This window comes from Streptomyces sp. NPDC048424, from assembly GCF_040651555.1.
Classification (GTDB): domain Bacteria; phylum Actinomycetota; class Actinomycetes; order Streptomycetales; family Streptomycetaceae; genus Streptomyces.
The window spans coordinates 71,926-94,189 of sequence record NZ_JBEZKE010000025.1 but is presented as its reverse complement, the minus strand read 5'-3'; the positions used below and the strand labels follow the sequence as shown (position 1 = coordinate 94,189).

The following is a 22,264-nucleotide window of genomic DNA, read 5'->3' as shown; positions in this document are numbered from 1 at the left end:
CCCGGCGTGCGTACGGGCACGGAGGCATGCGGGCGCACGGACGTACGGGAGTACGGACGTAAGGGCATGCGGAGGCGACGGCCGGGGCCGGGCCTATACCCGCAGGACCGCCAGCCGGGTGAGGAGCTCGCGGGGCGAGGGCGGATCCGGGCCACCGGACCGGCCCGGTATGCGAGCTGCGCCCCCGAGCGGCGCGGTGTCGCGGGAGCCGGCCGGTCCGGCGCCGAGGTACAGCAGGACGAGCCCCGCGAGCACGGCGGAGCAGACGGACATGGGATCCATGCCGGTGCCGGGCCACTGCGCCCCGGCGGCCTGCGCCGGGCCCGCGGCCGGTCCCATGGCCGCTTCCACGGCCGGATCCGCCGCCGGTTCGAGGGCCGGCAGGGGGTCCTGCCCGGTGTCCGGCGCCGTCGGCGGGGGCGCCGGAATGTGGTGCGCGCCACCGTCCGCGGCCGGGCCGGGTGACCCGGCCGAGGCAACGGAGTGGGCCGCGGACACGTCCTCCATGGCATGGGAGTCAGCCGGATGGCCGAGGGTGTGCATGGTGACGATGCCCAGCAACAGCGCGGCGAGCAGCAGCAACCGGGGTCCCGGGGCGGCTCGCTCAGCACTACGCGTCATGATCGGAACCCTACCCGGGGTGGGTATCCGATCATAGGACCGACCCCCGGGTCTGCTTAGGATTAGTCACACTATGTCCCCACATGGCCTCTCTCCGCGGACCGCCTGGCCGGTCGTGGTGCTGATCGGTCTCGCCGGCGCCGCCTACACCGCGTGGGTGCTCGAAGTGGTGCTCTCCACGGGCCTCAACCCCATCGAGACGTACGTCAGCGAGCTCGCCGCCCAGGACCAGCCGCTCGGCGGCCTGTTCCGGGCCACCGACTTCACCGCCGGGCTGCTCGCCTTCGCCGGTGGACTGCTGGCCCTGTTCCGGCTGCTGAAGCACGCCGAGTCGCGCCGCCTCTGGGCGGTCGTCGGCTGGGCCGGGGTCACCCTCTTCGGCGCGGCGACCGCCGCCGACGCCTGGCTGCCGCTGAGCTGCACGCCCACCGTGGACCCCGAATGCGCCGCCCTGGAGACCGCCGGCCTGGTCCCCGCCACCCACCGGGCCCACGCCGTCAGCAGCAGCCTCGCCATGACCGGCGCCCTCGTCGGCCTGGTGGCCCTGACCGTCGCCGCCCGCCGCTACGGCTGGTTCGCCCCGCTCGCCCGCTACGGCCCCGCGCTCGTCGCCCTCGAACTGCTCGCCACCGCGTGGACGCTGACCGCGATCGCGCTGTTCACCGCGGGGCGCGGGACCTGGGCCCTCGGCGCGGGGCAGCGGCTCCAGGTGCTGCTCGTGGCGCTCTGGCTCGGCCTGCTCGCGTACTCGGTCCACAAGGAGGGCCGTACGTGACGCCGCGCGTGCCGCCGTACGCGGACCCGTACGGGGAGGACCCGCACGAGGAGCCGCGCGGGGGCCCGTACGCGGCTCCGTACGCGGCTCCGTACGGGAGCGGCGCCGGCCGGTTCGTCCGCGTGGACGGGGTGCCGCTGCACGTCGTCGTCGAGGGCCGGGGTCCCGTGTGCGTGCTCAGCGCCGGGCTCGCCATGGCCTGGTTCGACTGGGACCCCGTCGCCGCGCTGCTCGCCGCCTCGGGCCGCACCGTCGTCCGCTTCGACCGCCCCGGCCACGGCCTCAGCGGCCCGGCCGGCGAGCCGCCGACCACCGCCGGGGAGGCCCACCGGATCGCCGGCCTGCTCGACGCACTCGGCTTCACCGGCCCGGACGCCGCGGGCCCGGACGCCGCGGGCCCTGGCGCCACCGGCCCGGTCACCGTCGTCGGGCACTCGATCGCCGCGTTCCACGCCGAGGCCTTCGCCCGCCTGTACCCGCGGCGCACCGCCGCCCTGGTCCTGCTCGACGGCAGCGTCGAGGAGGACCCCCGTACGGTGCTGCCCGCCGCGCTGCGCACCGGCGCCGCCCGCGCCCTCGGCCGGGCGGTGACCGCCGCCGGGCTGCCGGCCGCCCTGGGGCCACTGGCCCGGCGGGCCGCCGTACGGGCCTCCCGCACCGGCGGCTCCGACCCGGCCGCACGGGACCTCGTACGCCGCTGCTACCGCACCGGCCGCGTCTGGCGCGGCGCCCTGCTGGAGAACTCCCGCTACCCGGACATGGCCGCCGAGCTGCTCGCCCTGCGCGGGACGCACCCGCTGGCCGCCCCCGCCACCGTCCTCGCCGGCCACGACGGCTCGGCCGGTGCCTGCGCCCTGCGCTGGCTGGCCCGCCAGGCGGACCTCGCGGACGTGCTCGGCGCGCGCTTCGAGGTCGCCGAGCCCGCCGGGCACCTGGTCATGCTCGACCGCCCGGACCAGGTGGCCCGGGCGGTCCGCAACGCCGCCGGTCAGCTCCTCGCGTAGACCTTCTCGGCCCAGCCCGCGATCTGCTCGTCCGAGAGGTGCTTGGCCAGGTCGGCCTCGCTGATCATGCCGACCAGCTTCTTGTTGCTGATCACCGGCAGTCGGCGGATCTGGTGGCTCTGCATCTCCTCCAGTACCTCGGAGACGTCCGCGCCCGCGTCGATCCAGCGCGGGGTGCCCCGGGCCATGTCACCGGCCGTGATCTTCGACGGGTCGCGCCCCTTGGCCACGCAGCCGACCACGATGTCGCGGTCGGTCAGGATCCCGCAGAGCCGTTCCTCGCTGTCGCTGATGGGCAACGCGCCCACGTTGAGCTCGCTCATCAGCTGGGCGGCCCGGTCCAGGGTCTCGGTGGCGGGGATCCACTGGGCCCCCCTGTGCATGATCTCTCCAGCGGTGGTCATCGCATCAACCTCCTGAGCGCCGTACGAGCGGCGGGGCGCGGCTGCGCCCGCCTCGGCGTCCCCCGCCCACGGACCGCGGTGCGACTCCACGCGACTCCACGCACGGGAGTGCACGCCCGTACGGGTGAGAGGGCGCCCTCCCACCACCGTACGGGCGTGTCCCGTCACCCGCGCGGCGCATGTCCGGCCCTCCGCGTCGGGTGGGGCCGGTCACCCGCGTGGCGCATGCGCGGCAGGTGCCACGGAGCATGCGCGGCGGGTGCCACGGAGCATGCGCGGCGGGTGCCCGGTCAGCCGCGCGGGGCGGCTCCGCGCTTGCCGAGCATGTCCGCCATCAGCGTGAGCTCCGAGCGCTGCGCGTCGACCATGCCCTGGGCCAGCGCCCGCTCGACCGGGGTCACGCACTGCCGCGCGCAGCCCTCGGCCATCGCGACGCCGCCCTTGTGGTGGTCGGTCATCAGCTGGAGGAAGAGCACCTCCGCGTCCCGGCCCTCGGCGGAGCCCAGCCGGGCCAGCTCCTCCTTGGTCGCCATGCCGGGCATCAGCGCGCCGGGCTGGGCCGCGCCGTGCTCCGCATGGTCCCCGTGGCCTCCGGAAGCCCCCATCCAGGACATCGGGGGCTCGTCGGCCACCACCTTCGGCAGCCCCCACAGGTCCAGCCAGCCGAGCAGCATGCCCCGCTGGTTGGCCTGGGTGTTGGCGATGTCGAAGGCGAGGGTGCGCACGTCCTCGTCCCGGGTGCGGTCCCGCACGATGAAGGACATCTCCACCGCCTGCTGGTGATGCACCGCCATGTCCCGGGCGAAGCCCGCGTCCGGGGAGTGCAGCGCCGGGGTGGCGGGGGCGGCGGTCCGGGGCGGCGCCCCGGGATCGCCGTTCGCGGCGGCGACCGTGGCCGCCGCCGCGAACAGCAGCGCCAGCAGGACGGCCGTGCCCGCGGCCCAGTACGTACGGGGCGTGCGGGGCGTGCGGTCGCTCACTTGTCGGCCAGCCCGCTCGTGCAGGCCGCGCCCGGCTCGGGGGTCTGCTCGCCCTGCACGTACTTGGTGAAGAACTGCTTCACCCGCGGGTCGTCCGCCGTCTCCACGGTCAGCTGCTTGCCCCACGCGCTGAGCATGATCGCGCCGGTCTGCTCCTTGACCGGGCTCATCAGCGTGTACGGGGTCTTGCCGACGGTCGCGGCGAGCTTGTCCACGTCCGCCTTGGCGGCCTTCTCGTTGTAGGTCACCCAGACGGCCCCGTGCTCCAGCGAGTGCACGGCGTTCACCTCGGGCAGCGGGTTCTTGTAGACGTCGCCGTTGCAGTTCGTCCAGCGGGGGTGGTGGTCACCGCCGACCGGGGGGTTCATCTCGTACTTGACCGGGGTCTCGACGTGGTTGCGGCCGAGCTTCTTCGCGTCCCAGACCTGCTCGCCCTCGACGGGCTTCTTGCGGACTTCCTCGGCCTCCTTGCGGATCTGCTCCGCGGCTTCCTTCTTGCGCTGCTCGGTCTGCTTCTGGTCGATCAGCACCCATGCGCCGAAACCGACCAGACCTGCGACGATGACCGTCGAGACGGTGATCGCGATGGCCTTGTTGCGCCGCTCCCGGATCTTCTCGGCGCGGCGCATCTCGGCTATGCGCGCCTGGCGGGAGTGCGGGTCGGTGTGCTGCTGGGTCCTGCCGGACTTGCTGGCCATGTGCCCTGGTTCCTTCTGCTGAGGGGGGTGGATGGAACGCGAAACCGGACCTGTCAGGTCCGCAGCACCTGGAGGGCATGCAGGTCGGGGGCGCGCGCGAGCGGCCCGGGCGGCCGGATCCGGCCCGCCCCGGAGACCTCGGCGGCGAGCGGCGGCTCGCCGCCCGGCACGGTCACGGCGGGCGGCGGCACGGGCAGTACGCCCGGGGTCACGTGCGCGAGGGGTGAGCAGCCGGGGAGGTCGTACGGGGACACGCAGACGGCGTGCGCCGTGCCGTGCGCCTGCGCTTGCGGCTCGGCCCGCGCGCCCGCGGGCGCTGGCGCGGATGCGGGCGCGGGCGCGGGTGCGGAGACGGACGACGCGCCCGACCGGGACGCGCACAGGAACAGCGCGCCGGCCAGTACCCCGACGAGTACCGCGACCAGCGCCCCGACCAGCGCCCCGAAGACCGTCGGCAGAAGGCCGCGCCGAAGCCCGGGACGTCCCCGACGCCCCGGCCGTACGTACTGCAGGCCCCCCATGGGCGCAGATGGTAATGCTCATGACGGCTCCGAGGTCAGTGCGGGGGTGCCGCGAGCTTTCCCGGGTGCGTAATGTGGCGGAAACCACCACTGGCGATACTGGGCCGGCCCGACTGTGCCCCGAACCGTGAGGCGGTGGTGCACAGGCCGTCTGAACTGCGAGGATGAAGGCATGGACAAGCAGCAGGAATTCGTCCTCCGGACGCTTGAGGAGCGCGACATCCGCTTCGTGCGCCTGTGGTTCACCGACGTACTGGGCTTCCTCAAGTCCGTCGCGGTCGCCCCCGCGGAGCTGGAGCAGGCCTTCGACGAGGGCATCGGCTTCGACGGCTCCGCCATCGAGGGCTTCGCACGGGTCTACGAGTCCGACATGATCGCCAAGCCGGACCCGAGCACGTTCCAGATACTGCCGTGGCGCGCCGAGGCCCCCGGGACCGCCCGGATGTTCTGCGACATCCTCATGCCGGACGGCTCGCCGTCCTTCGCGGACCCGCGCTACGTCCTCAAGCGCATCCTGGCCAAGACCTCCGACCTGGGCTTCACCTTCTACACCCACCCGGAGATCGAGTTCTTCCTGCTGAAGGACAAGCCGCTGGACGGCACCCGCCCGGTCCCGGCCGACAACTCCGGCTACTTCGACCACACCCCGCAGAACGTGGGCATGGACTTCCGCCGCCAGGCGATCACCATGCTCGAATCCATGGGCATCTCGGTCGAGTTCAGCCACCACGAGGGCGCCCCCGGCCAGCAGGAGATCGACCTCCGCTACGCCGACGCCCTCTCCACGGCCGACAACATCATGACCTTCCGCCTGGTGATGAAGCAGGTGGCCTTGGAGCAGGGCGTCCAGGCCACGTTCATGCCCAAGCCCTTCTCCGAATATCCGGGCTCGGGCATGCACACCCACCTCTCCCTCTTCGAGGGGGACCGCAACGCCTTCTACGAGTCGGGCGCCGAGTACCAGCTCTCGAAGGTGGGCCGCTCCTTCATCGCGGGCCTTCTTCGCCACGCGGCGGAAACGGCGGCGGTCACCAACCAGTGGGTCAACTCCTACAAGCGCATCTGGGGCGGCTCCTCCCGCAGCGCCGGCGCGGGCGGCGAGGCCCCCTCGTACATCTGCTGGGGCCACAACAACCGCTCCGCCCTGATCCGCGTCCCGATGTACAAGCCGGGCAAGACGGGCTCCTCCCGCGTCGAGGTCCGCTCGATCGACTCGGGCGCCAACCCGTACCTCACCTACGCCGTCCTCCTCGCGGCCGGCCTCAAGGGCATCGAGGAGGGCTACGAACTCCCCGCGGGCGCCGACGACGACGTCTGGGCCCTCTCCGACGCCGAACGCCGCGCGATGGGCATCGAACCCCTCCCGCAGAACCTCGGCGAGGCCATCTCCCTGATGGAGCGCAGCGAACTGGTCGCCGAAACCCTCGGCGAACACGTCTTCGACTTCTTCCTCCGCAACAAGAAGCAGGAGTGGGAGGAATACCGCAGCGAGGTAACGGCCTTCGAACTCCGCAAGAACCTCCCGGTCCTCTAACCCCAGTTCAGCACCCCTGCGGCCCATGCGCGGCACTCCGGGCCGGCGGTCACCGACCGCCGGCCCGAAGTCGTCTCACCGGCCCTGGGCCGTCTGTGGGCTCTCCGGCGCGGAACCCGAGGTCTTGTAGACCCGTCAGGTGAGTGTCTTCTGCACGCCAGCTGGGTGAGAGAAGGAGACCGTCTACGATCACCTCTGCCACTCTCTAGCTTGGCGTCGTCGGAGACACCACCGTCGAAGCCCGGCAGGTGCTCGGCATCCGGCCCGATCACGATGCGCCCCCACTTCACATCCACCAACCAGGGGGATGCCGTGAGGATCCTTCTACCTCGGATCGACTTCATCGTGCCGGAGACCGATGCGGACGAGAAGTCCCTGAGCTGGTCACTGGTGACCCCTCCGCGCAGAACAGGGCGAGGCTCTCGGGCGGCTACGTGAAGCGGACCGGACTATCCCTGGAGTCCGGCGCGTCCCCGTGCCACCGCGTGGGCTGCGCGCAGCATCTCGCGTTGTTCCTCGCCCAGGCTCCGCGGCTGAGTGGCGTGTGCGCTGATGGCGAAGAAGGAGATAGGCCCGTAGAACGGCCCGTCGTGGCAGTCGAGCAGGCGCAGCATCTCGTCAGCGACGGGGTTGGAACTTTCGGACGAAGCTGTGACCAGCTCTGCCACGTAGGCGTGGACGGTGGATGGGGAGGGCAACCAGATCCTGTCGACGACCCCGGCGCCGGCCGAACCCACCTTGTCGCGCATGCCATCCACTGGGGCGGTGTGGAATTCCAGCTCCCCTTCCGGGGTGACCAGGGCGTAGGTGATCGCGGGACCACTCGGCTCTTGTCTACGGCCGGCCCTCAAGTCATCGAGGCAGGAATCCATGCTGTGGTCGTTCTCGTTGCCCTGAAGGTCGGCCATGTCGCCATCGAATTCGGCGTTCTCCAGTGGCCAGGCTTCGGTGCGCTGCTTCAGGGTAAGGAAGCGGCTGAGTGCCTCGATCTCCGCGTCGTGCTGTTCCAGGAGTCGCAGGGCAGTGCCCAGAGTCGCTGGGCGCGCAACCCAATTCGGCAGGTCGTACTCCTCAATGCGGCGGTCGTGCAGGAAACCGATACGTCGACCGACGTTGGTGACAGCAGCGGCCGACACGTTGCCGGGCTTCAGCCCGGGCGTGCGCTGACCCCATGCGACCGCTGCGGCCGCAGCGCTCCACGCAATGGCGATGAGCTGTCCGAGTGTGAAGCCCTCCCGCAGTGCTCCCTGGAACGTCTCGTAGGCGTCGGGCAGACGATGTTCCGGGATGGGCTCCTCCTGATAGGTGCGGATCAGCAAGCCGTCGAGGTAGGTCACAGCCATGCCGGCCTGAAGGTTGTGCACCTGATGCCGCACTTCGTCTGCCCGGCTGATCAACATGCGGCCCAGCAGGGATGTGATCTCACGGCGCGCCGCTGTCTTGCTGCCCAGGGCGGGCGCCAGAGACCACGGGATCTGCTTGATGTACACGCCGCGGACGGTGCCGTCGTCGTCAAACGCGAAGTCCCCTGTCGTAGCCGGCAGTGTCGGACAGATCCATCGCTCTTGGTGCAGGCTGCGGAAGACCTCCACGTCCACCTCCGCGGACGCCGTTAGCGAGTAACTCAGGGTCTGCAACGGCCCGATCGTCTCGGTTTTCTTCCGCTGCATGATGTCCACCATGGAGACCAGTGTTAGCGCGTTCACCACACTCGGATAGCCGCTTGGGAAGGCTCGCCCCTCCTGCTCCTGCAGCCACGACGAGGCCGCGTCCACGCGCGCTTGGTTCTGCTGGCGATGCTCTTCTGCGACCCGCTGAGCCTTCTGGGCGTCTTCCTCTGCCGCAGCCGCCTGACAGTCGCGGCACGAGCCGCCCGAGACGGTCTCCTCGTGCGGGAAGAGGTCTGGTGCCCACCTCCGAGTCGCGGCCATGTCCGAACGGCTGTGAATGCTCTTCGGTCCGGCGCAGTCGGGGCATACCATCGTGAGCAGATCCGCGTGGCAGGACTCCTTCACCGTCCGAAGGACCGCAGTGGTGGGCCCGATCTCAGCGACCTTGTACGCCCAGGTTCCGGGTTCGGCGAAGGACCAGTAGTCCAGGCAGATGGCCTTGTCCTCGTCGGACACGTCCGGCTTGAACACCACCTCAAGCAGCGGATGCTCCGTATTCGGGATGAGATGCCGACACTGTGCCTGTTGCTTGGGCGTGGTCCTGGTCTGCTTCTGCTGACGATTGCGCCGCCGTTGACGCTTGCCCATGGCGCCCCCTCCCTGGTGGATCGTCAGAATACGGCGGCGAACGACGCTAGGAGACGAAATCCGGCATACCTGACAGCGGTCCGGTTGGTCAGCTCGGCCGGTCAGCCCGGCACGTTGCTGGATGCCAGTGAGGCGGGAAGCCTTCCGGGTCAGCTCCCCGGCCTGCCTTCGACTGCTGGGGTCGCCGGAGTGCCCAACACGCCCTGCGCACCCCGTGGGCCATGTGTGGGTCAGCGGGAGCCAGGAAAGTCTCCGATCGGACCTCGCATGCAGGTCAGACCCTCAGCTGGTGCGGCGAGCGGAACCCTCTTGAAGCCGTCGCGGTTCGTGTTGGTGAGAGTTTCCCTGCGCCAGCAAAGCCCGCGCCCGGCGCGGGCGCGCGCCGCCTCTGCGGCGTGCTCGGCGGCTGCGGGCATGAAGGGGGAGACACCCTCTGTGGCTGGGGCGGTCGGCTCCGCGGCTTTAGGCAGCCACTTTGGGGCGAGCCTCTAAGATCATGGCCCCAACGTCGTGCTTCAACGGGCAGGTCCACAGACTGCCCGACGCGCCGGAAGCTTACGGGGTCATGATCACTCGCCCTAAAGCAGCTCCAGTCCAAAGCCGCCCTACGCCCGCCGCAGCGCCCGCAGACGCACCCCGCCACCCCGGCAGGCCCCGCTCGGCACGGTAATACACCGCCGCACGCTGACCGCACGCCGCCGGGCCCGGATCTAGGTCGGTGACGCTCGATCTGTTTTCAATATTCGCATCGTCAACCAATTCTGTCGGCGGGAGAAACAACGAGACTCATGGGATAATTGCCACGAGGAGGCGTCAGGGCGCCAACATTCCTCAGGGCGACTAGGGCTAGTACGCTATAGAAAGTGACCTGGGGTCGGAGGCCATGACGTCATCGGATGCAACTTCGTCCAGTTGCGCGATCCAGGTGTCGGCTGGGTGAACGCATAGCGAACCGACTTCACGCCAAACCGCTGAGCTGCATGAGCCAACGAATTGTGGGAGGTGCGATGGCCACTCAAGCCAATTGGCGCCGCTGTGAAAGATGCCACGTTCTCTTCTTTAACGGCCATCCAGGACCGCCGGGTAAGTGCATAGACACGCCAACTCCTTACGGGGTTCACGGACAGCACACGCTAGACATACCCAACAACTACAACATGGTCCACGATGATCCCGTCACTGCTATATTCGTGGAATATCAGACAAACTGGCGAAATTGCCACAAATGCCAAGCCATGTACTTCGCAGGCCACAGTGGCAACGGAGCATGCCCGGCCCCCTATACCGAAGAAACCGGCTGGGGGCACTATGGAGGGGAAAGGCCGGACAGCACCTTCCCCAAAGGCACGTTTGATTTCTACCTACCGACCAAAAACGTATTTACTGGTGGCGTAGAGAACGGCTGGCGCGCTTGCTGGGCTTGTCTGGCTCTCGTGTATGACGGCCCCGACAAGAAGTCCTGTGCTGCAAACGACGGCGGCGTGCACGACTGCCACGGCGACGAGGCCGGCGTCTACAACTTCGTCTTGCTCAAGGTGTAGGCGCGATCACCTGACAGGGGGCCCAGGCCTTCGACCGCGAGGCCTTCAAGCAGCAGAACACGGGCGAGCGGTGCATCAACAAGGTCAAGCAGTGGCGTGGCCACCCGATACGACGAGACCGCCACCATCTACCTCGCCCGACTCCACCTCGCCGCCATCTTCATCGGGTCAGCCAGCCGATCCGCAGGAAACGCCTCCCGATGCGGTGCGCACGAACGAGCGCCCTCCCGGGCCGTTCTGGGGCCATGGAAGGGCGCTCAGACGCGGCAACCGTCACATGGCATGCGCGGCCGGGAGGGTTGCCGACTGCGGCCGGGGCGGGGTGTCAAAAGACGGCCAGCGGCGAGGATGGGCGGCCCCCTGCGCAAGGTCGGCCGACTGCCGGGCCTGAGTTGGGCCGGGCGCCATACCCCCGCCGTCACGGTTGCCTCGTGCGTGAGGGGGGACGCACCATCGGGGAGGGCGGGCGGGGAGCAGCTGCTGCTGCGATGTGGCGGCGGCCGGTGTGGTCCCTCCGCGTCTGTACCGGTCTCGTCGTGGCCGATGAGTGCGTCGTCTCAACGACCTGCCGAGAGCCGGCTAGAGCTACGGAATCAGAAGGTTGCCGGTTTGATTCCTGCTCAGTGCGTACACAGCAGAGGTCCTGGAGAGACCCAGGACCTCTGGTGTTTCAGAGGTTAAGGCTCTCGGTCACGTCGCTGCACCGACCTCTCTGTAGCGGTGCGGCACGCACAGGGATGGCGTAGCTGAGGGTGCCCGAGCGGAGCTGGATGTCGTGCTGGAGGTAACCGGTCGCGGGGAGCAGCCTCGCTCCTCCCTCACTCAGCGGTCGCGATAGCCATTGAGCGTCTTCCCTGCGCCGCTGGCAGACTTCAGGTAATCGTTCTCCGTTGCCAACTCCGCTACCTGTACTACCAGTCCGGCGGCCAGAGACTGGAGTGCTTTGTACTTCCAGCCGAGGACCCCAGTGGCGACGATGAGAAGGCCGGCGCCGAGCCCAGCCACGGCCCGGCCCTTGCCGGGCTTGCCTCCGGTTGGCCCGGTCGAGTCGTGGCCCGACTGGATCCAGTGCTGTCGAAGATCATCGAGGTCGTCGCTCCCATAGGAGCACGACCCGCATCGGTAATCGGTCACGGGTGAACCCTCTCCCCTTCAGGGAGACGACACTGCCACAGCGCTCGCGCTTCCGGCAGCCACTTGGGTCAGCTCCGGCCGGTTGTGTGGACGGTCCGTCTGGTGGCGCTGTGTTGATGAGCTGGCTGAGCGGCTGGAAGCATGACGGCCTCTCAGGTGCCGGTTGAGGTGAGATCGGTAGCGGATCCGCTTGGCGGGCCGAGGCGGGCATGGCTTCCTCCGCAACAAGGGGCAGGAGTGGGAGGAGTGCCGCTCGGAGGTCACGGCCTTCGAACTCCGCAAGAACCTCCCGGTGCTGTAACCCCAGCTCAGCGTCCCCTGGGGGCCGCAGACAAAACTCCGGGCCGGCGGTCATCGACCGCCGGCCCGGAGTCGTCTCATTCCCCCTGGGCCGCTCGTCGGCTTATGAGTCGACGGTGGCGGGATCGTGCCCGAGGATCAGCCGTTAATTGGCTGTGAGTAATACCCGTAAGGGCCGGCCAAGAAAAACAGTCACTTCGACTCCTCGGGGGTAATTCCTCCACGGAGAATTTTCACCTTGGAGAGCGCCAGGGCGTAGATTCCACCCAGGAGGAACGTTGCCAGGTATTGCGCCCAGGTGGCGTCTTCGAGGGCCCGGTTGGTCATGACGAGCACGACACCCCAGACGAGAGTGAATACAATCTTGGCCATGGCCGTCCTGCCTTAGGCGAGAGCCGCGAGGCAGCCAGTGGCCCCGGCGACAACGGTCTTTGCGGCTATGTCCTTCGCGACGTCCTTGCTCACGAAGCGTCCGATGATCAGGGCGCCTGCACCGCCGATGGCGCCCTTGACCAGGCACTCCCTCACCATGTCGTTCATCTTGGTGTGGGTCATCAGGTACTCACAGTCCCGCTTGCTCTTGGACATGATGCACATGGAGCGTGCTTCTTCGAGCGGGTTCACCTGAGCGGACTGCACCACGGGACGCGGACCTGAGTCGGCATGTGCAACGCCGACCCCACCCGCCATGACGATGGTTCCGGCAAGGGCTACCGACAAGATGCGCGAAGTGATGTTCTTCATTTTTAAAATTCCCCGATTCGTTAATTGCGCGACGTGGGACTGGTCAGGACCCGCGCCTTCGAACAAGGTGAATGTACTCATCCGCTACGTTGCCGGGAACCCTATTTGAGGAAACCCTGAGCTTGATCAACTGTGTGCTCGGGTGGCATGAAGAGCGAATTCTCGCCAATCCTGCGAAATTCAGCCTTTGGGTATTCGGGCGACGTGGCTCCCGCTCCCGGGGCCCGGGTGGCGCGTCCCGGCGGTTCTTTGGCCATCGGCCGGGCGTCAGTGGACTGCGCGGTGCCAGGTGGGGTGGGTGGGGGTGGTGGTTGTGTGGAGTTCGGCGTCCAGGCCCAGGACCGTGGTCGTGGTGGTGCCGGTGGGTTCGAGGACGGCCGAGGGGGCGCCGGCGAAGAGCATGCGGGATTCCGCCCAGGCAGGGGGGCCGCCGAGGCCCGTCGTGCCGATGGTGCCGCTCTCCGCGCGGCCCGCCACGAGGCGGCCCGCGGCGCCGACCGCGCCGTAGCCGGCCCGGCCGCCCGCCTCCGCGACGCTGGAGACCTGGGGCCTGGCGGTGGGGCCCGCCGTGACGAGGGCGGTGCGTACGACCCCGGAGTCGGGGCGGCGGAAGTACAGGCGGACGCCCGCGCCCTCCGGGGAGGCGGAGAGGGGGACCGTCGTGGCGGGCAGACCCGTCGGTGAGGGCCCGGCCAGCGTGGTGCCCGCGGCGGACTGGGTCCAGGCCAGGACGGACTTGGTGGTGGTGGCGTACACGTGCCGCCGCCCGGCGGTGTCGACCGCGGTCACCGGGTCGCCCTGCAGGTCCTCGCCGCCGAGGCGCTGCCAGGGGGAGAAGCCGCCGTCCGGCAGCTGGGTGGTGGCGCGCAGGGTACGGCGGGAGTCGCGCAGGTAGACCGTGAGGAGGCCCTGCCCGTCCACGGCGGCCGCCGGGGCGCTGATCGCCGAGGTGCCCTCCTCGTCGGCCCGTTCGGGGGTGCCGAGCGACTGCCACGGGCCGAACGGCCCGTCGGGCGCGGACTGGACGGCGTACACGACGTCGCGCCGGTAGTCGGTGGGCGCGGAGCCGAAGGCCGTGCGGGTGGCGAGGACGGCGATGCGGCCGTCGGGGAGGCGGGCGGTGTTCGCCCCCGGGTCGATGCCCGTGCCCGGGAGGAGGACCGGCCCCGCCCAGTCGCCGCCGGGCCCCCGTGTCCAGTACGCCATCTGGCCGTCGAGCGCGGCGAACGCCCAGAGGCGGCCGGGCGTTCCCGCCGTCAGCCAGGAGGTGCTGTCGGCGCGGGTGTAGCGCAGCGACTGGGCCCAGTTGCGCCCGGTCGGATTGCCCGCCACCTTGCGGTCGCCGCACCCGGAGGGGCTGCCGCAGTGGTCCTGGTGGTCCTGCCAGGCGTAGGTGCGCAGGTAGTTGGTCTTCGTCTCGGCCGTCTGCGGGTCCAGCGAGTGGGGCAGGGTGCTGTTGTGGTAGCCGAGGTAGCTCTGGACCGAGAAGCGGGGGCGGCGCTGGACCCGGGCGGCGTAGGCGGCGGTCGCAGCCTGCACGAAGCGCGCCCCGTACATGTGGTCCTGGTGGTCGGTGTACCGGCCGCTGTCCGCGTACCGGTTCGGCGTCGGGTCCTGCATCCGTATCGTCGTCGGCCGGTACAGCTCCAGGACCCCGGCTATCGACTGGACGAGCTGGTCCTTCGTGTACGAGAACGGCTGCTTGACCGGGGTCCCGGAGGTCAGCTGCGCGTCCAGCGAGGCTATCCGGCCGTTCCACAGGCCGCGCAGGCTCTCGGGGGTGTCCCCGCCCGTGCTGCGGGCCTCGCGCAGCATCAGCCACACCAGGTTGACCTGCGGCTTCGCTATGAGGACGTCAAGCTCGGCCCGGCCGCCGCCGGCGGTGGGTATGACCGTGCGCTTCCATGCGCTGGTGCGGTCGCCGGTGGCCATCTGGGCGTACGCGGAGCGAATGCCGTTCTGCCGGGCCTCCGCGTAGTGGGTGCGGTCGGCGGGCTGCTCGGGGTCCTTGGCCGCGCCGCCGCCGGCCTCGTTGCGCCCGTCGGACTCGCCCGAGGTGAGGTACGCGGTGGTGACCTGGGTGCCGGACAGCAGCGAACGGCTGAGGTCCGGGTTCATGAAGAAGAGGTCGTCGTCGGGGTGCGCGACGACCTGGACGACGGACCCGGAGGTGACGCTCGCGGGCAGGACGGCGGTCGGGCCCTTCTCCTGGGTGGCCTCGGCCGAGGTCTGCTGGCCGGTGGCCACGGAGAGCACGCCGGTGGCGCCGGCTGTCAGCACGGTGAGCAGAGCCGCGAAGCGGCGACGGGTCACGGGCATCGGGTCACGCCTTGGGTCGTTCCGGGCGGAGAAACCGCTGAGCAGTCAGAGAGAGGCCAAATCAGGGAACTTGGTTCACCGATTCGGCCGATGACTGCCACTTTTCGGAAGCGTCCGGGTGTGATGGTTCCTTGTGGGATTTTGATCCCGCTATGTGACCGGGGTGTGGCTGCGATGTGGAGGCGCTTCGTCCGCCTCTGGACCCCTTTCTGCGGGCCGTGCCCTACGAGGCCGTGCCGCTACGAGGCCGTGCGCTACGGGCCGTGCCCCTACGAGCCGTGCCCTACGGCGCCGTGTTGCGCGGGCCCACCGGCTGCCACGGCGCCAGGTACGCGTCCGGCGCGTCGGCCGAAGAGGTCACGTACAGCCGCGCGTCGAGCCCCACCACCGCCAGGCTGACCATGCTCTTCCCGAGCATCACGGAGGACGGCGCGCCGACGAACATCAGCGGGGACCGCTCCCACGGCCGGCCCGGGCCGACCTCCGAGCCCAGCTGCCCGCCCGCCGAACGGCCCGCCAGCACGTGACCGCTCGCCGTCACCGAGCCGAAGCCCTGGAGCCCGCCGAGGTCGGTCATGTTGTTCAGCTTCAGCCCGCCGTCACCCGTCATCAGGGCCGTACGGACGTTGCCCGACCCGGGCTTGCGGAACCACAGCCGCACCCCGCCCTCCCGGCCCTCCGCGGTCAGCGGCAGCGTGGTGTCCGGCAGTCCCGTCGGCGTGACCGGGCCCAGCGGGGCGCCCGGCTTCGGCTGCACCCAGCCGACCACCGTCTTGGAGGTCGCGGAGAACACCATGCGCCGCCCGGCGCCGTCGGTGGCGGTGGCCGGGCTGCCGTGCAGATCGGCGCCGCCGTACTTCTCCCAGGGCCCCCAACTGCCGTCCGCCTGCTGCACCCGGCCGCGCAGCGTGTACGAACCGTCGCGGACGTACGCCGCCGGCTGCCCGGTGCCGTCGACCGAGACGGCCGGGGAGCTGATGTCGGAGGTCCAGTTCTCGTCCGCGGCCTCGGGGGTGCCGAGCGACTGCCACTCCCCGAACCGCTCCGCCCCCGCCCGCTCCTGGACGGTGTAGACGACCTCGCGCTTGTAGTCGGTGGGCTTCGCGCCGAAGGAGGTACGCGTGCCGAAGGCCGCTATCCGGCCGTCCTTGAGGGTGACGGTGCTCACGCCCGGGTCCATGCCGGTGCCGGGCAGCAGGTCCGGCCCCTTCCAGCGGCCGACCAGACCGGGCCGGTGCCAGACGGCGACCTGGCCGTCGAGCACCTTGAAGGCCCACAGCCCGTGCTCCTTGTCGGAGGTCAGCCAGGTGGTGCTGTTGCCGCGGGCGTAGTTGATGGAGTCCGACCACCGGTTGCCGCCCGGATGGTCGGAGATCTTGAGGTCGCCGCAGCCGGCGTCGCTGCCGCAGTGGTTCTGCCGGTCGAGCCAGGCGTAGGTGTCCAGGATGTCCAGCTTCTCCTTGGCCTCGTCCGGGTCCAGCGCGCTGGGGAGGGAGCCGTTGAAGTAGCCGAGGTAGTTCTGCGCCGCGAAGTGCGGGCGGTCCTTGACGTCCTTCGCGTAGGCGGCGGTGGCCAGTTGCACGAAGCGGGCGCCGTAGAAGTGGTCCTGGTGGTCGGTGTACCGCTTGGTGTCGGGGAACCGGCCGGGGGTCGGGTCCTGGGAGCGGACGGTCGTCGGCTTGTACTGCTCCAGCACGCCGACGAGGGTCTGGACGACCTGGTCCTTCGAGTACGCGAACCTCTCCTTGACCGGGGAGCCGGAGGCGAGCATCGAATCCAGCCGGGCGACCTTGCCGTCCCACAGGCCGTGCAGGCTCTCGGGGACGTCGGCGTAGACGTTGCCGGCCTCGCGCAGCTGTAGCCAGACCAGGTTGACCTGGGGCTTGGCGACGAGGACGTCGACTTCGGCGTGGCCGCCGCCCTTGGTCGGTACGACGCTGCGCTTCCAGGCGCTGCTGCGGTCGCCGGTGGCCATCTTGGAGTAGGCGGCGCGGATGCCGTTCTGGCGGGCCTCGGCGTACGCGGACTTGTTGGCGGCGGTGCCGGCCTCCTTGCCGGCGACCGCGTTGATGCCGTCCGCCTCGCCGGAGGTGAGGTAGACCGAGGTCACGGGGTGGCCGGCGGATATGGAGTAACGGAGGTCCGGATTCATGAAGTACAGGTCGTCGTCGGGGTGCGCGATGATCTGGAGCACCCGGCCGGGGTCCGGCGCGTCGGCGGCGGCCGCGGGGGCGGTGACCGCGCTGTCGGGGTCGTCGGGGGCGGCGAGGCCTTCGAGGGCCTCGTTGCCGCGGAGCACGAGCATGCTGCAGGCGGCGGTGGCGGCGCAGAGGGCGACGGCCTTGACGAGGCGGGCCCGGCGGTGGCGCGGGTTCGGGCGCGGCCCGTCGCCGTTGCCCTTGCCGTCGGTGGGGCGGAGCCCGCGTGCGGCTTGCGGCGTGGCGGGGGCGTCGGCGCGGCCGCGGCGGCCGCCACCGGTACCTTCGGCCTCACGGGCCAGCCGCGCGGCCTTCCGTCCGCCGGCCGGACCGTCCGCCTCGGGTACGTCGCCCTGCCGAGCCTGCCGAGCCTGCGGGCGCTGGTCGGACGGGACTTGCTCGGTCCGGGGAGAGGGGTGGTCGTGCTGGACCGGCTCGGCCTCGTGAGACGGATGGACCCGCCGGGCCCGGGCCTCCCCGGCCTGATGGGCCTGTTGGGCCTGCTCGGCTTCGTGCGTCGGGTGGGCCTGGACTTCCCCGATCTGGTGGGGGAGGTAGGCGTGTTGGACCTGCGGGTCCCCGTGCGACGGGTGCGACGGGTAGGCCGGCGCGGATCCGTGAGCCGGGTGGAACGGGTGCGCCTGCGCGGTGTGTTGGGCCTGCTGAGGCCCGTGGGCCCAGGCTTCCCCGCCCTGCTGGGGCGCGTGCGGCGGGTGGCCCTGCTCGGCCTCGTGGGACCGGTGGCCCTGGTGGGCGTGCTGGGCCGGCTCTGCCTGGTGGGACGGGTAGGCCGGCGCGGCCTGATGGAACTGGTCGACCTGGTCGGACGGGTGTGCCTGCGGGGCGTGTTGGGCCTGCTGAGGCCCGTGGGCCCAGGCTTCCCCGCCTTGCTGGGGCGTGTGCGGCGGGTGGCCTTGCTCGGCCTCGTGAGGCCAGTGGGACGAGTGGGTCTGGTAGGCCTGTTGGGCCTCGTGCGCCCCCTGGGGCAGGTGGGCCCGCTGGGCCGGCCCCGCCTGCTGCGGCGCGTAGGCCCCGCCGGCCTGTTCGCCGTGCTGGGCAGGCCCCGCCCCGCGGGACGGGTAGGCCCGCTGGGTGTGTTGGGTCTGCTGAGGCCCGTGGGTCCAGGCCACCTCCCCGGCCTGGTGAGCCTGCACGGGTGCGTGCGGCGGGTGGGACATGTGGGCCGGCTCCGCCTGCTGCGGCGCGTAGGCTCCGCCGGTCTGTTCGCCGTGCTGGGCAGGCTCCGCCCCCTGGGACGGGTGGGCCTGCTGGGCTTCGTACGTGCCGTGGGCCTGCTGGGCCGGCTCGGCCTGCTGTGGTGAGTAGGCCCCGCCGGTCTGGTCGCCGTACTGGGCACGATCCGCCCCGCGGGACGGGTAGGCCCGCTGGGCTTCGTACGCGCTGTGGGTCCGCTGCGGCGCGTGGGTCATCCACTCGGCTTGCGGCGCGTAGGCCGCCCCGGGCTGCTGGGTCTCGTACGCGCCGTGGGCCTGCTGGGCATCGTGCGGCGCGTGGGGCCACTCGGCCTGCGGGTCCTGGTGCGGGACGTAGGCCGCCCCGGCCTGCTGCGGCGCGTGGGCCCCGCCGGCCTGTTCGCCGTGCTGGGCAGGCCCCGCCCCGCGGGACGGGTAGGCCCGCTGGGCTTCGTACGCGCTGTGGGTCTGCTGGGCCTGCTGCGGCGCGTAGGCCGCCCCGGCCCGCTGGGCCTCGTACGTGCCGTGGGCCTGCTGGGCATCGTGCGGCGTGTGGGGCCACTCGGCCTGCGGAGCGTAGGCCGCCTCGGGCTGCTGGGACTCGTACGGAGCGTAGGCCGCCCCGGGCTGCTGGGCCTCGTGCGGGGCGTAGGTCGCGCCGGGGTGTTGTAGCGGGTGGGGCTGGTGGTTTTTGTGAGGCTGGTGAGTGGGATGGGGGTGGAGGGGCTCGGGGTGGTAACCCTGGTGGTGCGCCGCGTCGAGGGCGTCGGGCGGGACCCAGGCTTCGGCGTCGCCGGGGTGTCCGTCGGACATGGGGCTCCTCGTGGCCGGTCGGCGGGGAGCGGGCCCCATCACGCACTAAGTATTCGGATAATCCGATAATCCCCGTCATGGTACTGCCGGTGAGTCGAACGCCTGCTCCGGCTACGCTCACCACAGGCACGCCAGGGCAGTGGCAGCGACAACCGCAGGAGGCGGCGGGATGACAGTCCCGGGACGCAGGAGCAGCACCTTCATCCGGCTGCTCCGCAGCGGTTTCACCGACCCCTCCACCGCCGCCCGGCTGCTCGACGCCGACGCGCTGGCGGCCGTGCGCGCCGATCCCGTGCTGCTCGACGCCCTCGGCGCGACCGCCGACCCCGACCTCGCCCTCCTCGGCCTCGTCCGCCTCGCCGAGGCGCAGCCGCCCGGCGAGCTGCCCGGCTTCCTCGACACCCTCGTCAGCGCCAAGCCGCTGCGCGACCGCCTCCTCGGCGTGCTCGGCGCCTCCGAGGCCCTCGGCGACCACCTCGCCCGCCACCCCGGCGACTGGCTCACCCTCGTCACGTACGAGGCCGCCGACCTGCACCCCGGACTCCCCGAGTTCGAGCGGGGGCTCGCGGACGCGCACGACCCCGTCGCCCTGCGCGTCGCCTACCGCCGCTGCCTGCTCTCCATCGCCGCCCGCGACGTCTGCGGCACCATCGACGTCGCCCAGACCGCCGCCGAGCTCGCCGACCTCGCCACCGCCACCCTCCGCGCGGCCCTGCGGATCGCCTCCGCCGCCGCCCCCGAGGACGCGGCGCAGTGCCGCCTCGCCGTCATCGCGATGGGCAAGTGCGGCGGCAACGAGCTCAACTACGTCTCCGACGTCGACGTGATCTTCGTCGGGGAGGCGGCAGTGGGGTCTCCCCACGGCGGAGCCGTAGGGGACGGCACGGACGAGGGCAAGGGCATCCAGGCCGCCACCCGCCTGGCCTCCCACCTCATGCGGATCTGCTCCGAGACCACCGTCGAGGGCGCCATCTGGCCCGTCGACGCCAACCTCCGCCCCGAGGGCCGCAACGGCCCGCTGGTCCGCACCCTCGCCTCCCACCTCGCCTACTACCAGCGCTGGGCCAAGACCTGGGAGTTCCAGGCCCTCCTCAAGGCCCGCGCCGTCGCCGGCGACCCCGACCTCGGCGCCGGGTACATCGCGGCCATAAGCCCCCTCGTCTGGCAGGCCGCCGAGCGCGAGAACTTCGTGCCCGACGTGCAGAAGATGCGCCGCCGCGTCGTCGACAACATCCCCGCCGCCCAGGTCGACCGCGAGCTGAAACTCGGCCCCGGCGGCCTGCGCGACGTCGAGTTCGCCGTCCAGCTGCTCCAGCTCGTGCACGGCCGCAGCGACGCCACCCTGCACTCCGGCACCACCCTCGACGCCCTCCACGCCCTCGCCGCCGGCGGCTACGTCGGCCGCGCCGACGCCGCCCAGCTGCACGACGCGTACCGCTTCCTGCGCGCCATGGAGCACCGCATCCAGCTCTACCGGCTGCGCCGCACCCACCTCGTCCCCGAGGACGAGAGCGACCTGCGGCGCCTGGGCCGGTCCATGGGCCTGCGCACCGAGCCCGTCGCCGAACTCAACAAGGCCTGGCGCCGGCACGCCTCCGTCGTCCGCCGCCTGCACGAGAAGCTCTTCTACCGGCCGCTGCTGGACGCCGTCGCCCAGCTCACCCCCGGCGAGACCCGGCTCTCCCCGCGCGCCGCCGGCCAGCGCCTCGAAGCCCTCGGGTACGCCGACCCGGCCGCCGCCCTGCGCCACCTCGAAGCGCTCGCCTCCGGCGTCACCCGCAAGGCCGCCATCCAGCGCACCCTGCTGCCGGTGCTGCTCGGCTGGTTCGCCGACTCCGCCGATCCGGACGCCGGCCTGCTGGGCTTCCGCAAGGTCTCCGACGCCCTCGGCAAGACCCCCTGGTACCTGCGGCTGCTCCGCGACGAGGGCGCCGCCGCCGAGAACCTCGCCCGCGTCCTGTCCGCCGGCCGCCTCGCGCCCGACCTGCTGATGCGCGCCCCCGAGGCCGTGGCCCTGCTGGGCGACCCCGAAGGCCTGCAGCCGCGTACCCACGAGGCCCTCGAACAGGAGGTCATGGCAGCCGTCGGGCGCGCCGAAACCGCCGAGGCCGGCGTCGCCGCGGCCCGCGGCGTGCGCCGCCGCGAGCTCTTCCGTACGACCGCGGCCGACATCATCGGCTCCTACGGTACGGAGGACAACCCGGCCGAGGAGGACCACGGAGCCCTCGTCGACCGGGTCGGCGGCGCCGTCTCCGACCTCACCGCCGCCACCGTCGCCGGAGCCCTGCGCGCCGCCGTCCAGAGCCACTACGGCGACACCCTGCCCACCCGCTTCGCCGTGATCGGCGTGGGCCGCTTCGGCGGTCACGAGCTCGGCTACGGCTCCGACGCCGACGTCCTCTTCGTCCACGAACCCCGCGAGGGCGTCGACGAGCAGGAGGCCGCGAAGGCCGCGCAGACCGTCATCGCCGAGATGCGCCGGCTGCTCCAGCTGCCCACCGCCGACCCGCCGCTGCTCATCGACGCCGACCTGCGCCCCGAGGGCCGCTCCGGCCCGCTGGTGCGCACGCTCTCCTCCTACGCCGCCTACTACCGGCGCTGGTCCCTGACCTGGGAGAGCCAGGCCCTGCTGCGCGCCGAACCCGTCGCGGGCGACGCCGACCTCGGCGGCCGCTTCATCGAGCTCATCGACCCGCTGCGCTACCCGATGGAAGGCCTCGGCGAGGACGCCGTACGCGAGATCCGCCGGCTCAAGGCCCGCATGGAGTCGGAGCGGATGCCGCGCGGCGCCGACTCCACCCTGCACACCAAACTCGGGCGCGGTGGCCTCAGCGACGTCGAGTGGACGGTCCAGTTGATCCAGATGCGGCACGCGTGGGCCGAACCGGGCCTGCGCACCACCCGTACCCGCCAGGCCCTCGCTGCCGCCCACGCGGCCGGACTGATCCCGACCGACGAGGCGCAGATCCTCGACGAGGCCTGGGTGCTGGCCACCCGGGTCCGCAACGCCGTGATGCTGGTCCGCGGCCGCGCCGGGGACACCTTCCCCTCGGAGGCCCGCGAACTCGCGGCGGTCGGCCGCTACCTCGGATACGCCGAAGGCACGGTCGGGGAGATGCTGGACGATTACCGTCGCATCACCCGCCGTGCCCGGGCGGTGGTCGAGGAACTGTTCTACGGGGGCTGAGCCGCGGGGGCCGAGCCGCGGGGCCGAGCCTCCAGGGTCC

Annotated in this window: 16 protein-coding genes; 5 read left to right on the top strand and 11 right to left on the bottom strand. The window is 71.3% G+C overall.

Going from position 1 to position 22,264, the window contains the following annotated elements; translation table 11 throughout:
- Positions 1 to 93: 93 nt before the first annotated feature.
- Positions 94 to 621 carry a hypothetical protein gene (locus AB0D29_RS29075; RefSeq protein WP_362858291.1) on the bottom strand — a complete coding sequence of 176 codons (528 nt, stop codon included), beginning with the start codon at positions 619 to 621 and terminating at the stop codon, positions 94 to 96.
- Positions 622 to 694: 73 nt separating this feature from the next.
- Between AB0D29_RS29075 and AB0D29_RS29070 the strand changes: the two genes are divergently transcribed.
- Both AB0D29_RS29070 and AB0D29_RS29065 read left to right on the top strand, forming a co-directional pair.
- Entirely contained in the window at positions 695 to 1,396 is a 702-nt protein-coding gene (locus tag AB0D29_RS29070; protein WP_362858290.1) for a DUF998 domain-containing protein, read from the top strand.
- Positions 1,397 to 1,518: 122 nt separating this feature from the next.
- On the top strand, positions 1,519 to 2,400 hold the full coding sequence (locus AB0D29_RS29065) for an alpha/beta hydrolase (protein WP_362858309.1): 882 nt from the start codon (positions 1,519 to 1,521) through the stop codon (positions 2,398 to 2,400).
- On the opposite strand, the gene AB0D29_RS29060 is transcribed toward AB0D29_RS29065, so the two are convergent.
- The 4 genes from AB0D29_RS29060 to AB0D29_RS29045 all read right to left on the bottom strand — a co-directional run bounded on the left by AB0D29_RS29060 (position 2,385) and on the right by AB0D29_RS29045 (position 5,003).
- Positions 2,385 to 2,804 carry a CBS domain-containing protein gene (locus AB0D29_RS29060; protein ID WP_362858289.1) on the bottom strand — a complete coding sequence of 140 codons (420 nt, stop codon included), beginning with the start codon at positions 2,802 to 2,804 and terminating at the stop codon, positions 2,385 to 2,387. The two genes, AB0D29_RS29065 and AB0D29_RS29060, sit on opposite strands and share 16 nt — an antisense overlap.
- Before the next feature lie 290 nt (positions 2,805 to 3,094).
- Positions 3,095 to 3,784 carry a DUF305 domain-containing protein gene (locus AB0D29_RS29055; RefSeq protein ID WP_362858287.1) on the bottom strand — a complete coding sequence of 230 codons (690 nt, stop codon included), beginning with the start codon at positions 3,782 to 3,784 and terminating at the stop codon, positions 3,095 to 3,097.
- On the bottom strand, positions 3,781 to 4,482 hold the full coding sequence (locus tag AB0D29_RS29050; protein ID WP_362858286.1) for a DUF3105 domain-containing protein: 702 nt from the start codon (positions 4,480 to 4,482) through the stop codon (positions 3,781 to 3,783). The genes AB0D29_RS29055 and AB0D29_RS29050 overlap by 4 nt, the downstream gene beginning before the upstream one ends.
- Before the next feature lie 53 nt (positions 4,483 to 4,535).
- Positions 4,536 to 5,003: a hypothetical protein gene (locus tag AB0D29_RS29045; protein ID WP_362858284.1), complete on the bottom strand. Its 468-nt coding sequence runs from the start codon at positions 5,001 to 5,003 to the stop codon at positions 4,536 to 4,538.
- Between the two features lie 172 nt (positions 5,004 to 5,175).
- Between AB0D29_RS29045 and AB0D29_RS29040 the strand changes: the two genes are divergently transcribed.
- Positions 5,176 to 6,537 carry a glutamine synthetase family protein gene (locus tag AB0D29_RS29040; RefSeq protein WP_030772013.1) on the top strand — a complete coding sequence of 454 codons (1,362 nt, stop codon included), beginning with the start codon at positions 5,176 to 5,178 and terminating at the stop codon, positions 6,535 to 6,537.
- 449 nt (positions 6,538 to 6,986) lie between these two features.
- On the opposite strand, the gene AB0D29_RS29035 is transcribed toward AB0D29_RS29040, so the two are convergent.
- On the bottom strand, positions 6,987 to 8,795 hold the full coding sequence (locus AB0D29_RS29035) for a hypothetical protein (protein WP_362858283.1): 1,809 nt from the start codon (positions 8,793 to 8,795) through the stop codon (positions 6,987 to 6,989).
- 1,157 nt (positions 8,796 to 9,952) lie between these two features.
- Between AB0D29_RS29035 and AB0D29_RS29030 the strand changes: the two genes are divergently transcribed.
- Positions 9,953 to 10,336 (top strand): hypothetical protein, encoded by a 384-nt coding sequence (locus AB0D29_RS29030; protein WP_362858282.1) that lies wholly within the window; start codon positions 9,953 to 9,955, stop codon positions 10,334 to 10,336.
- 822 nt (positions 10,337 to 11,158) lie between these two features.
- Here the strand turns inward: AB0D29_RS29030 and AB0D29_RS29025 are convergent.
- The 5 genes from AB0D29_RS29025 to AB0D29_RS29005 form a co-directional block, all read right to left on the bottom strand.
- Positions 11,159 to 11,470 (bottom strand): hypothetical protein, encoded by a 312-nt coding sequence (locus AB0D29_RS29025; protein WP_362858281.1) that lies wholly within the window; start codon positions 11,468 to 11,470, stop codon positions 11,159 to 11,161.
- Between the two features lie 492 nt (positions 11,471 to 11,962).
- Entirely contained in the window at positions 11,963 to 12,142 is a 180-nt protein-coding gene (locus tag AB0D29_RS29020) for a hypothetical protein (protein WP_362858280.1), read from the bottom strand.
- Between the two features lie 12 nt (positions 12,143 to 12,154).
- Positions 12,155 to 12,514, bottom strand: coding sequence for a hypothetical protein (locus AB0D29_RS29015; RefSeq protein ID WP_362858279.1), 360 nt, complete (start codon positions 12,512 to 12,514; stop codon positions 12,155 to 12,157).
- Between the two features lie 267 nt (positions 12,515 to 12,781).
- A complete protein-coding gene (locus tag AB0D29_RS29010; RefSeq protein WP_362858277.1) occupies positions 12,782 to 14,833 on the bottom strand; it encodes a PIG-L family deacetylase in 2,052 nt (683 codons plus the stop codon).
- Positions 14,834 to 15,116: 283 nt separating this feature from the next.
- The gene (locus AB0D29_RS29005; RefSeq protein ID WP_362858276.1) at positions 15,117 to 19,037 is read right to left on the bottom strand and encodes a PIG-L family deacetylase; all 3,921 of its coding nucleotides are present in this window, start codon (positions 19,035 to 19,037) and stop codon (positions 15,117 to 15,119) included.
- Positions 19,038 to 19,206: 169 nt separating this feature from the next.
- Between AB0D29_RS29005 and AB0D29_RS29000 the strand changes: the two genes are divergently transcribed.
- Complete coding sequence (locus AB0D29_RS29000; protein WP_362858274.1) at positions 19,207 to 22,224, top strand: bifunctional [glutamine synthetase] adenylyltransferase/[glutamine synthetase]-adenylyl-L-tyrosine phosphorylase; 3,018 nt, start codon at positions 19,207 to 19,209, stop codon at positions 22,222 to 22,224.
- The last annotated feature ends 40 nt before the right edge of the window (positions 22,225 to 22,264 follow it).